This window comes from Exiguobacterium sp. s157 (assembly GCF_018618205.1).
Taxonomy (GTDB): Bacteria; Bacillota; Bacilli; order Exiguobacteriales; family Exiguobacteriaceae; genus Exiguobacterium; species Exiguobacterium chiriqhucha.
Genome location: NZ_JACSLQ010000003.1, coordinates 248,835 through 263,502 on the forward strand (window position 1 = coordinate 248,835; position 14,668 = coordinate 263,502).

The window sequence follows — 14,668 nt, forward strand, 5'->3', positions numbered from 1 at the left end:
CACTTATTTGACGATGACTTGCTTCATCTGGCTGGCGCGGCCTTTCGCATCTTCGATATGAACCGAGAGACGCTCTCCTTTTTTGAGCGTGCGTGTCTTCGTGACGAACGATCCTGTGAGTCCAGTCGTCCCTTTCCCGATGACGCGGCGCTTCGCATCACGCACGATGACCGTCATTCCAGCGTCGGCGCGACCGGTCACTTGTTTCGCGTTCGCACGCGGTGTCGTGACGACCGGCTGTTTCGGACGAGCTCCTGTTGTGACAAGGAGACGTTCGCTCGAAACGAGCTTGCCGTTGCTATAGACGACACGGAGTGTCGTGCCTGCTTTTTGTGCCCCGATGTTCAAGGCGACACGAGCCTGTTTCGACGTTCCTGTCGCAAGACGTTTCTCGCCGTTATAGACCGTCACGTTCGTCCCGCTCTGCACGCTAGCGGAAAACACGGTCGAATTGTCACGGACGATCCCTGGCTTGGCGTAGAGACGTAGCATCGAAGCCGCATAATGCACGTTCACTTTGCCGTAGCCACTGATGTAATCATAGTTGAACGGAAGCTCTTCTTCCGAATCTTCCATGAAATAGTCAAGTCCGTCTTCATAGCTCATACCTTCGGTCGCATCGCCGCCTGAGAAGGCGACTGGTTCCGCTGTGCGATGGAGCAATTGACGTACTTCTTCCACTTTGAGTGTCGGACGCGTCGATAACAACAAACCAACGACGGCCGAGACGTGCGGTGTCGCCATGCTCGTTCCGTCCATATAGACGACGTTACCGTTTGGCACGAGGCTCGCGACTTTCGTTCCCGGTGCCACGACGTCGACGCCGTATCCGTGGTTCGAGTAATCCGAGACGATGCCGAACGTGTTCGTCGCACCGACCGAGATCGTGTATTTCGATGAAGCTGGGTATGACAGGCTTGAATCGCCGTCGTTCCCGGTTGCCGCCACGACGACGACACCACGGTCATATGCGTACTTCAACATGTAGCCGATTGTCCGACTTTCGCTGCCGCCGAGGCTCATGTTGATGACTTTGGCACCCGCATCGACCGCATACTTGATGCCGAGCGCGATTTGTTCTGTGTCTCCAGAACCGCTCGCGTCAAGCACTTTGACCGGGAGAATCGAAACGGCCGGCATCATGCCGCGCATCGATGTCCCGTTGTTTTGAATCGCACCAATGACGCCGGCGACATGTGTCCCGTGGCCGTGGTCATCGATGGCACTGCCTTCCCCGTTCGGGTCGACAAAGTTCTTCTCGTTGGCGATATCGACACGTCCTTTAAAGTCCAGGAGGCGATAATCGACACCCGTATCGAGCACGGCCACTTTGACTGACCGAGCCGGTAAGTTGAGTGCCTCGTAAGCGTCAATACCGATTCCAGCATCTTGGAACGGCGCCAATACCGATTTTGAATTGAGTGACCATTGATAGTCATAACTCGTGTCGGCCATGAACGCTTGATACGTCTGGACTGGCTCGATGAACTCGACGTTCGCGTCACGCTCGAGCGTCGACTTGGCTGTCGCTTGCGTTTTCGTGCTCGCCGCTTCAACGTCGACGACCGCGAAGTGGTCACCTGGGCGACCAAGATCGACTTTCTCTGCTGAGACGTTCGATAAAGCGTTCATCTTACCGAGCGACTTGCTCGGTGACGATTTGTATTTGACGATATAACGCGGCGCGTCATCGACTTCAATCGATACCCCGAATTTACCCATTACATCTTGGAGCGGTGTTCCGGCAAGCGTACCCGTTCCAAGCTTAGCTGCTACCTTGTCGACTTCTGCTTGCAATGCTGTCGGCACGCTTGACGTCACGAGCGTCTGTAACCGTTCGATGGCCGCTTCATCCGCTTGCGTGAGCGTGTATGATTTCCGGTCGACGAGCGCGTTCATGAGTGGCTGTAATGCCTTCAAATCGTTGTACGCTTGTTGGCGTTTCGCGCCGTCTTTCACCATCGCTTTGATGAGGTATGGCGACGTCCGATAGTACAAGGCGGCCAAATCGTTGCCTGACTCCGATTGTGCCAACACTTCCGTCTGAATGCGACGGATGAGTTTCAACATCGAGTCGCGCTCTGGTGCCGGATTTAAAATCGATTCGACGGCACACATGCCCGCCTCCGTCTCAATGTTTTCATACTTGACCGGCAATTTGACCGGGTTGTAGACGAGTTTGATGTCTGAAGGCGACACCGTTTCTTCTTCCATCATCGGGAGATACTCCACTTTGATGTAGTACGGGCCTTCCCATGCATACGGGAAACGAATCGTCGCCGTTTGCTGTCCCTCTTCTTGTGTCGCGCTCGAACGATACTGCTCGAACGTTTCATCTTTTGCGGCCAAATCGGCGCTTGGATAGACCGAGATGTTCGCGAGCTTCGTCGAATCGAACTGAACTTCCATATGCGTCATCGCCGATGGAGTCCCCCGTTCCATTTTGAACCAGTATGTATTCGTGGCGTCTGTCCCGGTTTCGAACGTGACTTCTACTCCTGGGCTGAGCGTCTTCGCCTCTTGCATCCCCGCTCCAGCGTCCGCACTCGCTTGTGGTGGAATCAATGCCAATACGAGCATGAGCACCGTGACGAATGATAAAACTTGTTTCCATGTTGCTTTCATCTGTTCTCCTCATTTCTATATGTCCAAAGCTTCAACCGACGGATCCGTCAATTCATGTATACGTGATAATGGCTTGAAGGTTCCAACAATTAACTACAAAAAATCACTTCATTTCATTATTTTAGGAAACTCTCGATTTGTCTATCTCTAATATGGTTTTTTCGAAAAATAATTTAAAAAAAGGTCAGAGGAAAATTCCTCCGACCTGAACGAGTGGTATAGCTTATTTTGCTGTGACGCCCCCATCGACCGGAAGTTCGATTCCCGTGATGTGATTTGCTTCATCCGACGCGAGGAAGAGGACGGCCGTCGCCACTTCTTCAGCCCGACCGAGATTCGGCAAAGCGATTTGATTCAGGAAATGCTGTTTATAGTCCGGGTGCTCCATGTGCGGCGCGCTCATCGGCGTCACGATATAGCCCGGATGGACCGAGTTGACGCGAATATTGTGCTTCCCGTAATCGACGGCCGCAGCCTTCGTAAGTGAGCGAACGGCCCCTTTTGAAGCCGTATAGGCACCTGCCCCGGCCATACCGGTGAGCGCCGAGATTGACGAGATGTTGACGATTGAACCGCCGCCATTTTGCTCCATGAGCGGGATGGCATACTGCGTCCCGAGCATGACGCCATCGATATTGATTCGATACGTCCGTGACCAGTCGTCCTCGGTCTGTTCCAAGAACGGTTTTGCAAGCGCGATGCCCGCATTGTTGACGAGAATATCGAGCTTCCCGCACACCGATTGCACTTCATCATAAATTCTCTCCCAATCACTGCGCGAAGTGACGTCGTGCTGAAGCGTGAGCGCCTCTCCTCCGTTCGCCCGGATCGTTTCGACGACACGTGTCACCGCGTCTACATTGATGTCTGTCGCGACAACCGTCGCTCCTTCGCGTGCGAACAGTTTGGCCGTTTCTTCACCCATACCGCTGCCTGCCCCCGTAATGACCGCTACTTTCCCCGTTAACCGCATTGTTCCAGCTCCAATCTTAAATTATGATAGTCTAACTATCATAATAGTAGTCGATGCACATTCGATTCTCAACGAAACTGCTTCAAAGCGTTATAATGACAAGAGAACAAAGAGGTGATGATATGAGTAAACGTCAACAAAACAAAGAAGAACGATTAAATCGCATCATCAGTCAGGCTGAAACCCTGTTTCTGAAAGACGGATTCGAGCGCGTCCAAATGCAGGATATCGCTGATGCCGCCGAAATCGGGGTCGCGACACTGTTTCGCTATTTCCCGAAAAAAGATCAATTGATTGTCGCAGCGGCTGTCCGTAACTTGGCACCGACGCTCGACGCGTTCAAGGAATTGACGAGCCGGACGGGAGATGCGTACTCGCGACTCGAGGCGATCATTGACTACTTGCTCGACCAACAAATGAAACGGACGAGTCACTCTCGCTTCCGTGAGGCGTTCGAGAGTTATGCCTCGTTCGTCGTAAGTCCCCTTCCCGGAATCGATAACTACATCGGACTACAGCGCGAGATCATGGAGACGCTCGAACCGCTCATTGAGCATGGGAAGACGGACGGCTCGCTTCGAGGCGACATCGATGTGAAAACGACCGTCGTCACCATCATCAACGCGTTCGGGACGTTCGGCAACAATATCATTTTGAAGTCTCACATCAGTTATTTAGAGGACGATATCGAACCGCACATCCAACAACGGGTGTTGCGAGAGATGCTCTTGTCGTATGTGCGCTCATAACAAAAGCCCCTTCGCGTGAAGGGGCTTTATTCGTGCAGTTCGAGCGGCAGACCGTCCGGGTCGAAGAAGAAGGTCATCTTCTCGCCCGTGAACGTGTCATACCGAATCGGTTCCGTCGTGACACCGTGCGTATTCAGTTCGGCGACGACCGCCTCGATATCGTCGACTTTAAAGGCGAGATGACGCAATCCGCACGCCTCCGGGAAGCTCGGCCGTTTCGGGCTATCCGGTTTGATGAACAGCTCGAGCTCGTACGCGCCGAGCCGCAGGTCGATCTTGTGGTCGCCTTTGTCCAGACGATGATGCTCGCGGATGACGTCGAAACCGAGGATATCGATGTAGAACCGTTTCGCCTCGTCATAATTTGAGGCGATAATCGCCACGTGATGGATGGTATGTAGTTGCATCATAATCCCCCATATACAAAAAAATGAGCACCTCTCACTAGAGGTGCTCTCGAAAAGTCTACCGCGTCGAACCACGCTCCACAACGTGCTCCCGAAGGAATGTCCGCCGTCTTACATAGACCAGCTCATCGCATGTACTCAACTATAGGCGAATCCGAGCCCCGCGTCAATCTTTTGTTTGTACCGGGTTGACATCTTCCTAAAAATTAGGATAATCAATAGTGTTAGCACTCCTATATCTAGAGTGCCAAAAATGAAAAAACAAAAAGGAGAACGATCATGACAAAGAAACAGTTTCAAGCCGAATCGAAACGAATTTTAGAGTTGATGGTCCACTCAATCTATACGCATAAGGACATCTTCCTCCGTGAGCTCATCTCGAACGCGAGTGACGCCATCGACAAGATGTATTACCGGGCCCTGTCGGATGAGGCAATCGACTTCAACAAGGACGACTACTTCATTAAAATCGAGCTCGATAAAGATGCCCGCACGATCACCATCCGCGACACCGGAATCGGGATGACGGCCGACGAGCTCGAGTCGAACCTCGGGATTATCGCCAAGAGCGGCTCGCTCGCGATGAAGCAGGCGACGAAGATGGAAGAAGACCACAGCCTCATCGGCCAGTTCGGGGTCGGTTTCTACTCGGCGTTCATGGTCGCCGACCGTGTGACGGTCCGCACCCGCTCGGTCGACAGTGAACAAGGCTACTTGTGGGAGTCGGAAGGCACAGACGGTTACACGATCGAGCCGACGGATAAGACCGATATCGGGACTGAGATCACGTTGCACGTGAAAGCTGACACGGACGACGAGACGTACTCATCGTTCCTCGAAGAGTACGAGATCCGTTCGCTCATCAAGAAGCATTCGGACTTCATCCGCTATCCGATTAAGCTCGACGTGACGAAGCACCGTCAAAAAGAAGACTCGGACGAGTACGAGGATTACGTCGAAGAAGAGACGGTCAACAGCATGGTGCCGATTTGGCGCAAACGGAAGAGCGAGCTCTCGGAGGAGGACTACAAGGCGTTCTATCACGAGAAACGCTACGGCTTCGACGAGCCGCTCAAACACCTCCACTTGAACGTCGACGGTTCCATCCGGTATCAGTCGATTCTCTACATCCCATCGACGGTCCCGTTCGACTATTACACGAAAGAGTTCGAGAAAGGACTCGAGCTGTACTCGAACGGCGTCTTGATCATGGAGAAGTCGCCTGACCTGCTCCCGGACTATTTCGGTTTCGTCAAAGGGATGGTCGACTCGGAAGACCTGTCGCTCAACATTTCCCGGGAGATGCTACAGCAGGACCGACAGCTCCGCGTCATCGCCAAGAACGTTAAGTCGAAAATCAAAGGCATGCTCGAGAAGATGCTCCAAAACGAGCGCGAAGACTACGAGAAGTTCTTCGAGTCGTTCGGCCGTCAGCTCAAGTTCGGCGTCTACGACCAGTTCGGTGCCGCCAAGGACGAGTTGAAAGACTTGCTCCTGTTCCACTCGTCGAACGAGAACAAGCTCGTCACGCTTAAAGAATACGTCGAACGCATGAAAGACGACCAGAAGTACATCTATTACGCGACGGGTGAATCGATTCATCGGATCGAACTGTTGCCGCAGGCGGAACGCTTGAAAGAAGAAGGGTTCGAGATTCTCTATTTCACCGAAGAAATCGACGAGTTCGCCATCAAGATGCTCCAGTCGTATGACGACAAAGAGTTCAAGTCGATCGCGAGCGGTGACCTCGGGCTCGATGACGAGGCGGCCCATTCTCTTAACGAGGACAACAAGGACTTGTTCGCCTTCATGAAACAAGAACTGGGCGACCGTGTTAAAGAAGTGCGCGCCTCGACACGCCTCAAGTCACATCCGGTCTGCTTGACGGTCGCCGGCGACGTCTCGATCGAGATGGAGAAGATTTTGAACACGATGCCGAACGGCGGCGGCATGAAAGCGGAAAAAGTGCTTGAAGTGAACGCCGACCACGCCATCTTCCAGACGTTACAGCGCATCTACAAGGAAGATGAAGCGAAAGCGAAACAGTATACCGATTTGCTCTATCAGCAAGCGCTCCTTATCGAAGGGCTACCGATTGAAGACCCGGTCGCCTATTCGAATGCGGTGTGTGCGTTGATGGCTGAATAATGGAAAGGCAGAGGGCGACCTCTGTCTTTTTCATTTATTCGTATGGAGACGTGATACAATTTAACGTAGAAGAAATTCTTGGGAATGAGGTGTCATATGCTGTTCGAAAAAAATAAGTTGTATAAACGCTCTGAACTTCACGATCGTTATGGTGGAAGTCGACAACGAGGGATTAGTACCCCAAACAAACATAAACTCATCTTTATATTCGATAGTGGAATGGACAAAGAGTTTGGCTATAAAAATGGCTGGAATGAAGATGACGGTCTCTACTATTACAGCGGAGAAGGACAGGAAGGGAATCAATCGTTTTCTTTCGGAAATAAAGCGCTCCTTAACCATGTAGAAAATGGTGAAGACGTTTATTTATTTGAATCACTCGGACGAGGGACTTATCGCTTTGTCGATCAACTCATTTTAATTGGATTCGATATTCAATTTGGAATTGATAAATATCACAATCAACGAGAAGTGATCGTCTTTGCGTTTGAACCACTGCATGTAATTCAGGAAGAAGCCCATCAGTTCTCATCGACGATGCGCTATAAATCAATTGAAGAGTTAGAGGAAATTGCATCTCGCGACCCAAAACGAGCAACTGGTTTAAGTATGTCCGCTCGAAAGTTACAAGTTCGCGAACAAACAGCAGCGCTTCATTATTATGTGCTGGCTCGTGCCAATAACTGTTGCGAAGCTTGTGGGCAACCAGCTCCGTTTGAAACGGAAAACGGACCTTATCTCGAGCCCCACTCGCTCTACAAAGAATCCGATGACGGCTTGTCGCAACCGGACCAGGTTGTAGCAGTTTGTCCGAACTGTCACGCTCGCCTGCATAAAGGTATAGACAGAGTAGGATTTAATCAACATATCATCAATAAGATTCAACAACCTTAATCTGCTTTAGATTGAGGTTTTTTATTTGTAATTGATAATATGACGATTTATTACGAGAATCATGTGTTCATTTCTTCAGCAAATCTATGTCTATGAGTAAGGTTTTATTTTTTTTGCATAGGTTATTGAAAAAAACTCACATTTATTTTGTAACCGTTTTCTTCCCTTTTACCATGCGTATTATCCATTTACCGTTGATATATCAACTTTTTACCAACCATGCAAACGCCTTGACATTTTTGGCGGGTTATATGAAGTTAGTATTACATTATAATTATTCTAGTAGAGATAGAATCCCACTAGAGTAAAAAACCAAGGAGGACATATCCCATGTCATTAATCGGCAAAGAAATCTTACCTTTCAAAGCACAAGCATTCCAAACAGGTGAATTCCTCGAAGTATCGGACAACGACTTCAAAGGTCAATGGAGCGTCGTTTGCTTCTACCCAGCTGACTTCACATTCGTCTGCCCGACTGAACTTGAAGACCTTCAAAACGAATACGCGACACTTAAAAACCTCGGCGTCGAAGTCTACTCAGTATCGACTGACACACACTTCACGCACAAAGCATGGCACGAAACGTCTGAGAAAATCGGTAAAATCGAGTACATCATGATTGGTGACCCATCACACACAATCTCACGTAACTTCGACGTCTTGAACGAAGAAGATGGCCTTGCTGACCGTGGTACGTTCATCATCGACCCAGACGGCGTCATCCAAACAGTTGAAATCAACGCAGGCGGCATCGGCCGTGACGCGAGCACACTCGTTAACAAAGTCAAAGCGGCACAATACGTCCGCAACAACCCAGGCGAAGTTTGCCCGGCGAAATGGGAAGAAGGATCTGCAACACTTCGCCCGAGCCTCGACCTCGTCGGCAAGTTGTAAGGAGCGGATTTCATGTTAGAAGCAGATATTAAACAACAGTTGGACCAATATCTCCAGCTCATGGAGGGCGATGTCGTCCTCCGTGTCAGCGCTGGAGACGACGCGGTCTCAAAAGAGATGCTCGACCTCGTGAACGAACTCGCGAGCATGTCGTCACGCATTTCGGTCGAGAATGTCACACTCGAACGCACACCAAGCTTTAGCGTGAACCGCCCGTCTGAAGAGACAGGGATTGTCTTCGCAGGAATCCCGCTCGGTCACGAGTTCACGTCACTCGTCCTCGCGTTGCTCCAAGTGAGCGGCCGGGCGCCGAAAGTGGACGCGGATGCGATCAAACAGATTCAAAACATTCAAGGCACGTACCACTTCGAATCGTATATCAGCCTCAGTTGCCACAACTGCCCGGACGTCGTCCAGGCACTCAACGTCATGAGCGTCCTCAACCCGAACATCTCACACACGATGATCGACGGTGGCGCGTTCAAGGCAGAAGTGGAAGCGAAAGAGATCATGGCTGTCCCGACCGTCTTCTTGAACGGTGAGGCGTTCGGCAACGGACGCATGTCACTTGAAGAGATTTTGGCGAAACTCGGAACTGGTCCTGACGCTTCGGCGTTTGACAACAAAGACCCGTATGACGTCCTCGTCATCGGTGGCGGCCCAGCTGGTGCGAGCGCAGCGGTTTACGCGGCTCGTAAAGGCATCCGGACCGGCATCGTCGCGGAACGCTTTGGTGGTCAAGTGATGGACACGATGGGGATTGAGAACTTCATCGGCACATCTTACACGGAAGGCCCGAAACTCGTCGCGAGCTTGGAAGAGCACGTGAAAGAATACGGCATCGACGTCATGAATCTCCAACGCGCGAAGCGTCTTGAGAAAACTGACCTCGTCGAAGTCGAACTTGAGAATGGTGCCGTCTTGAAGAGTAAGAGCGTCATCCTGTCGACTGGTGCACGCTGGCGTAACGTCAACGTCCCAGGTGAAGCTGAGTTCAAAAACAAAGGTGTGGCCTACTGCCCGCACTGTGACGGCCCTCTCTTCGAAGGCAAGCGCGTCGCAGTCATCGGTGGCGGCAACTCTGGAATTGAAGCAGCGATCGACCTCGCTGGGATTGTTAAACACGTGACGGTGCTCGAGTTCGCTTCTGAACTCAAAGCCGACCAAGTGCTTCAAGACCGTCTCCACAGCCTCCCGAACGTGACCGTCGTCACGAACGCACAGACGACAGAAATCACGGGTACGGACAAAGTGAACGGCATCTCGTACTTGTCTCGTGAGACGAACGAGACGCATCACGTCGAACTCGAAGGTGTCTTCGTCCAAATCGGACTCGTCCCGAACACGGACTGGCTCGACTCGGTCGAACGCAACAACTTCGGTGAGATCGTCGTCGACCGTCACGGTGCGACGAACATCCCAGGCGTGTTCGCAGCAGGCGACTGCACGAACAGCGCCTACAAACAAATCATCATCTCGATGGGATCTGGTGCGACTGCCGCACTCGGTGCTTTCGATTATATGATTCGCAACTAATAGGAAACGCGTCCTCATATTGGAGGACGCGTTTTTATAATTTCTCCCGAGTCTGGTAGAAACAAGATTTTGTCTCCAGAATCGATTTCAAACAAGTAGACGCGATTCGGTCGAAATGGGTTCCATCCCCTGTCCGATACACCGAGATCATTCACATATGTCACGTTCTTGTGTTCTCTTTTTCAAACCGTAAAAAGTAGTTTCGTATTGTTTAAGAACGTGCCTCAAACCCGCATGAAATGGGGTTTTGTTGCAATCTGATTGTGTATTGTACATTTTCGTTTGGACCCTTTTTGCAAATTAAAACACCGGATAAACACCAACTATTTCTCTTAAAGTACACTTTTCTATAAAAAATGTACTGCAAGGATTTTTCTAACCTTACAGCACACTCGAAATTGCCTCGTGTACCCGTTTGCAGCACACTATAATATTTTCCAACAAATGGGGGAAACTAATTTGTATGGAGGTGATATTTTATGGGATGAATTATAAAATTAAGTGCCAAATAAGTAGCCATTTCTCTTTCTTTTTGTAGATAAACATTGTTAAATCAACAAAAATTAGCAATCCATTTTATATGCTAATTGGATTGCTAAAATGTTTGTTATTTTATGTTTTGTACTATTAAACTTAACACGTTAATGATGGCACGCTACTCTGCTTATATTTATTTAGTATGAAGTAACAATTGATCTAAATCCATTATTTTAATTTTCTTTTTCGGTAACTGTTTAATCAATCCAAGTTCTTCTAGAGTAGTAAATTTACGGCTGATTGTTTCTGGTGTGGTACCAAGATACGAGGCTAAATCCTTTTTGGACATTGGTAAGATAATCGTTGGACTATTGCCACTTCCCTTTTCAATATTCTCAGCTAAAAAGGATATAATGCGGGTTTCTACATTTTCAATCGCTACTTGTGTGGTTTGTTTTTCAGAATCCTTTAAACGCATCGTTACTTCTGACAGTATTTTTAATGAGATCTGCGGATATTCCACCAAATACTTCTGTAAATCACCTCGTTTAATTAAACAAATAGATGTATTTTGTAGTGCTTCCGCATAATTCTCATGAATACTTCCAGGTTGGAAAATGGCGACTTCACCTGTAAAATCACCAGGATTTAAAATGCGAACAAGTTGTTCTTTTCCAGAATCCGATAAGCGGTAAATCCGAGCCTTACCTGAATTGATAATATATAAGGTATCATCTTCCTCATCTGCACGGAATAACATTTCCCCTTTTTTAAGATGAAGTGTCTTGGCAGATTCCGCAATCAAATCCATTTGTGAGTCTTCCAAATGGTTGAAAATGGGGACAATACGAATACATTCTGCATGTCCATGTTGGTGATGACAACATTGGTTTTGTTCCAAAATAACCTCTTCCTTTTATAAAAAGCCTAAGAGGGCATCCTAGGCTTCCTTTCTATTCACTCGATTAAGCAGGTTTTACCTTTGATTTGACAACAGGATATCCTAAGTCTTCAATTGCCTTTTCGATATCGTTAATAGCGACTGCTTCTGAATCAAAATCTACTTTTACTTTACTTGCATTGAACATTACTTTCAAGCTATCTTGATTCACACCGTTTATTCCTTTCACCGCATTTTCAATCTTTTGGAGACAAGATGGGCAAGATAAGGTTTCTAATTGAATCGTTGCTTTTTGCATAAATCATTTCCCCCTTCATTTTTTAACGACCGTAAACCAATCTATTCTTTTGTTTTTGAGTTACTTTAAGCCTGATATGCTTTATCTACTTCTGATAACATCTCGAATGTGCCTCCATACGTTTCACATACATCTCCAGGAATGGTGTAGTTGTCTGTGATTTTTCGTAATTGAGCAAATTCAGCATCTAAGTCAGGTTTGTTCGTACCTGCGTCTTTTACTTTTCCACTAATTGTTTCAAACAATTCACGTACTTCAAAGGCTTCTGGGTGATTCTTACCATGGGCCCGTGTAATTGCAGTGGTGTATAAATCCAGCTTTTCAAAATGGTTTGTTATTACTTCGTTAAATGTCTGTTCAGACATTATTCGTTCCCTCTTTCTTGTGGTTTTTTGGTCTTAGGCCGATTTTACTTTTGATTTGACGACTGGATATCCTAAGTCTTCAATGGCTTTTTCGATATCGTTAATGGTGATCGTTTCTGAATCAAAATCTACTTTTACTTTACTGGCATTAAATAATACTTTTAAGCTATCGTGATTAACCCCGTTTAATCCTTTCACCGCATTTTCAATCTTTTGCATACAAGATGGACAAGATAATGTTTCTAATTGAATAACTGCTTTTTGCATGAATTATTTCTCCTTTCATCTTATCTTTTATTTTTTTGTTTTCCCTCTTCTTCTTTACAATTTAAGTATAGTTCAGGTTCAACGAAATGAATTTGATGCAAATCAAGTTTTAAGAAAAAGTAGGGGAGTATTTTGTTCTTCCTACCTGAATACTTCCCCTTTATCATTCATCAAGACTGCTTTCTATTAAAATTATTCTCTCAAACGGTATCGAAGCAATCTCATACCATTCAAAATGACTACTAAGATACTTGCTTCGTGAACCAACATCCCGATTGACATATTCATCCATTCACCAAATAGTAGGCTGGCAAGTAAGACTAATACCACACCAACTGCTATGGTAATGTTCTGTTTCATGTTTCTTGAAGTTGATTTTGTTAAGCCTAATGCGTGTGGTAAACGACTAAAGTCAGAATTCATTAAAACAACATCGGATGTTTCAATTGCAACATCTGTTCCACTTCCCATGGCAATTCCGATATCTGCTAAGGCTAGTGAAGGACTATCATTCACTCCGTCACCGACAAAGGCAATGATCCCGCCTTCTGCTTGCATTTTTTCGATATAAGCAGATTTTCCTTCCGGTAGCATATGACCATGTGCTTCTGTTAACCCAAGTTCTCGAGCAACTAAATCTACGGTTCCTTGGTTGTCCCCAGAAAGAACGACAAGGTTTTTGACCCCTAGTTTTTTCAGTTTTTGAAGATCTTTTTTAACACCTGGGCGGATTTGATCCCGAATACCCATCAGAACGTTTAATTCTCCGTCGACCGCAGTTAACACAAGAGAATTCCCATTTTTCTCAAAGCGTTCGACGTCTTTTTTAGCTTTTTCGCTTAATTTCACATTTTTCTTTTCCATTAAAGCTACGTTACCAACGGCTATACGATGAACACCTATTTTTGCTACAATTCCGCCACCTTTAACGACTTCGGTTTCTTCAACAGTAGAGAAAGTTATCTCGCCAATATCCTGTAGGACAGCTTTCGCTAGTGGGTGGTCCGATTCACGCTCCACACTTGCTAAATATCCTAGAACCTCTTCAGTATTTTTTCCGTAAAATTCTTTTTCGGCAACTTCAGGGTTTCCTACTGTCAATGTTCCTGTTTTATCAAAAACGATAGTATCTACTCTGCTAAAGTCATTGATAACTTCACTACCTTTTAAGAGGACACCATTACGTGCACCGTTTCCGATACCGGCAACGTTGGATACAGGAACCCCGATAACTAATGCACCTGGACATCCTAAAACAAGAATCGTGATAGCTAGTTCAATATCTTTTGAGAAAAACCAAACAATAAAACCAAGGACTAACACAGCTGGTGTATAGTATTTTGAGAATCGGTCAATGAAACGTTCTGCTTCTGATTTGGAATCCTGTGCCTCTTCCACTAATTCGATAATTCTACCAAATGTTGTATCTTCTCCAACACGATCAGCTCGAATTTGGATCGTTCCATTTTCTAAGATAGATCCTGCAAATACTTCAGAATCAACCTTTTTACTTACAGGTAGAGATTCTCCAGTAATACTTGCTTCATTAATGTGACCTTCACCAGTTAACACTGTTCCATCTAGCGGAACTTTTGCACCCGTTTTAACTAATAAAATATCACCTTCGTCTACATCATCGACATCTACTTCTTCAAATTCTCCGTTTTCCATTTGCTTTAAAGCACTTTCTGGTGCCAGCTCTGTTAATTCTTTAATGGCAGAACGTGTTTTGTTCAAGGTACGCTGCTCCAAGTAAGAACCAAATAAGAATAAGAAAGTAACGATGGCTGATTCCTCATAATTTTGAATCAATACTGCTCCAATAACTGCAATGGTAACTAAAACATCAATACTGACAACTTTTACTTTTAATGCCTGATAGGCTTGGATTGCAATCGGCGCCACACCAAGAATGGATGCAATGATGAGCGACCAATTGAAAATGGCCATGTTGTCTAAGGAAAATCGTCCGAAGAATGCAAGTGCAATCAAAATTGCACTGATCAGTGTAATGGAATTCTTTTTACTTAATATATATCTTTGCATGTTGATTCCCTCCAATTTCATTTTCATTTGTATTCCTTGTTGATGACTCTAGTCTAGGATGTTTCTATGAAATAAAAATTGATTCGAA

Annotated in this window: 13 protein-coding genes; 5 read left to right on the forward strand and 8 right to left on the reverse strand. The window is 46.9% G+C overall.

Features of this window, described 5'->3' with window-relative positions:
* Positions 1-3: 3 nt before the first annotated feature.
* Complete coding sequence (locus KNP67_RS08470) at positions 4-2,625, reverse strand: S8 family peptidase (protein ID WP_131472000.1); 2,622 nt, start codon at positions 2,623-2,625, stop codon at positions 4-6.
* Between the two features lie 223 nt (positions 2,626-2,848).
* On the reverse strand, positions 2,849-3,598 hold the full coding sequence (locus KNP67_RS08475; protein ID WP_214756464.1) for an SDR family NAD(P)-dependent oxidoreductase: 750 nt from the start codon (positions 3,596-3,598) through the stop codon (positions 2,849-2,851).
* A 122-nt stretch (positions 3,599-3,720) separates the two neighbouring features.
* Between KNP67_RS08475 and KNP67_RS08480 the strand changes: the two genes are divergently transcribed.
* Positions 3,721-4,347 (forward strand): TetR/AcrR family transcriptional regulator, encoded by a 627-nt coding sequence (locus tag KNP67_RS08480; RefSeq protein WP_138860184.1) that lies wholly within the window; start codon positions 3,721-3,723, stop codon positions 4,345-4,347.
* A 26-nt stretch (positions 4,348-4,373) separates the two neighbouring features.
* On the opposite strand, the gene gloA2 is transcribed toward KNP67_RS08480, so the two are convergent.
* On the reverse strand, positions 4,374-4,754 hold the full coding sequence (gene gloA2 / locus KNP67_RS08485; RefSeq protein WP_214756465.1) for an SMU1112c/YaeR family gloxylase I-like metalloprotein: 381 nt from the start codon (positions 4,752-4,754) through the stop codon (positions 4,374-4,376).
* 279 nt (positions 4,755-5,033) lie between these two features.
* Here gloA2 and htpG point away from each other — a divergent pair, with 279 nt between their 5' ends.
* The 4 genes from htpG (at position 5,034) to ahpF (ending at position 10,226) form a co-directional block, all read left to right on the forward strand.
* Positions 5,034-6,902: a molecular chaperone HtpG gene (gene htpG, locus KNP67_RS08490; protein WP_214756466.1), complete on the forward strand. Its 1,869-nt coding sequence runs from the start codon at positions 5,034-5,036 to the stop codon at positions 6,900-6,902.
* 96 nt (positions 6,903-6,998) lie between these two features.
* Complete coding sequence (locus KNP67_RS08495) at positions 6,999-7,796, forward strand: SRA domain-containing endonuclease (protein ID WP_131472006.1); 798 nt, start codon at positions 6,999-7,001, stop codon at positions 7,794-7,796.
* A gap of 330 nt (positions 7,797-8,126) precedes the next feature.
* Positions 8,127-8,690, forward strand: a complete 564-nt coding sequence (ahpC, locus tag KNP67_RS08500; RefSeq protein ID WP_021067918.1) for an alkyl hydroperoxide reductase subunit C — start codon at positions 8,127-8,129, stop codon at positions 8,688-8,690.
* A gap of 12 nt (positions 8,691-8,702) precedes the next feature.
* The gene (gene ahpF / locus KNP67_RS08505; protein ID WP_214712447.1) at positions 8,703-10,226 is read left to right on the forward strand and encodes an alkyl hydroperoxide reductase subunit F; all 1,524 of its coding nucleotides are present in this window, start codon (positions 8,703-8,705) and stop codon (positions 10,224-10,226) included.
* Positions 10,227-10,896: 670 nt separating this feature from the next.
* On the opposite strand, the gene KNP67_RS08510 is transcribed toward ahpF, so the two are convergent.
* The 5 genes from KNP67_RS08510 to KNP67_RS08530 all read right to left on the reverse strand — a co-directional run bounded on the left by KNP67_RS08510 (position 10,897) and on the right by KNP67_RS08530 (position 14,580).
* A complete protein-coding gene (locus tag KNP67_RS08510; RefSeq protein WP_029333958.1) occupies positions 10,897-11,604 on the reverse strand; it encodes a Crp/Fnr family transcriptional regulator in 708 nt (235 codons plus the stop codon).
* Positions 11,605-11,668: 64 nt separating this feature from the next.
* Entirely contained in the window at positions 11,669-11,902 is a 234-nt protein-coding gene (locus tag KNP67_RS08515) for a heavy-metal-associated domain-containing protein (RefSeq protein WP_026907428.1), read from the reverse strand.
* A 65-nt stretch (positions 11,903-11,967) separates the two neighbouring features.
* Complete coding sequence (locus tag KNP67_RS08520; RefSeq protein WP_128123856.1) at positions 11,968-12,267, reverse strand: iron-sulfur cluster repair di-iron protein, ric; 300 nt, start codon at positions 12,265-12,267, stop codon at positions 11,968-11,970.
* A 33-nt stretch (positions 12,268-12,300) separates the two neighbouring features.
* Positions 12,301-12,534 carry a heavy-metal-associated domain-containing protein gene (locus KNP67_RS08525; protein WP_029333960.1) on the reverse strand — a complete coding sequence of 78 codons (234 nt, stop codon included), beginning with the start codon at positions 12,532-12,534 and terminating at the stop codon, positions 12,301-12,303.
* A 192-nt stretch (positions 12,535-12,726) separates the two neighbouring features.
* The gene (locus KNP67_RS08530; RefSeq protein ID WP_214756468.1) at positions 12,727-14,580 is read right to left on the reverse strand and encodes a heavy metal translocating P-type ATPase; all 1,854 of its coding nucleotides are present in this window, start codon (positions 14,578-14,580) and stop codon (positions 12,727-12,729) included.
* Positions 14,581-14,668: the final 88 nt, after the last annotated feature.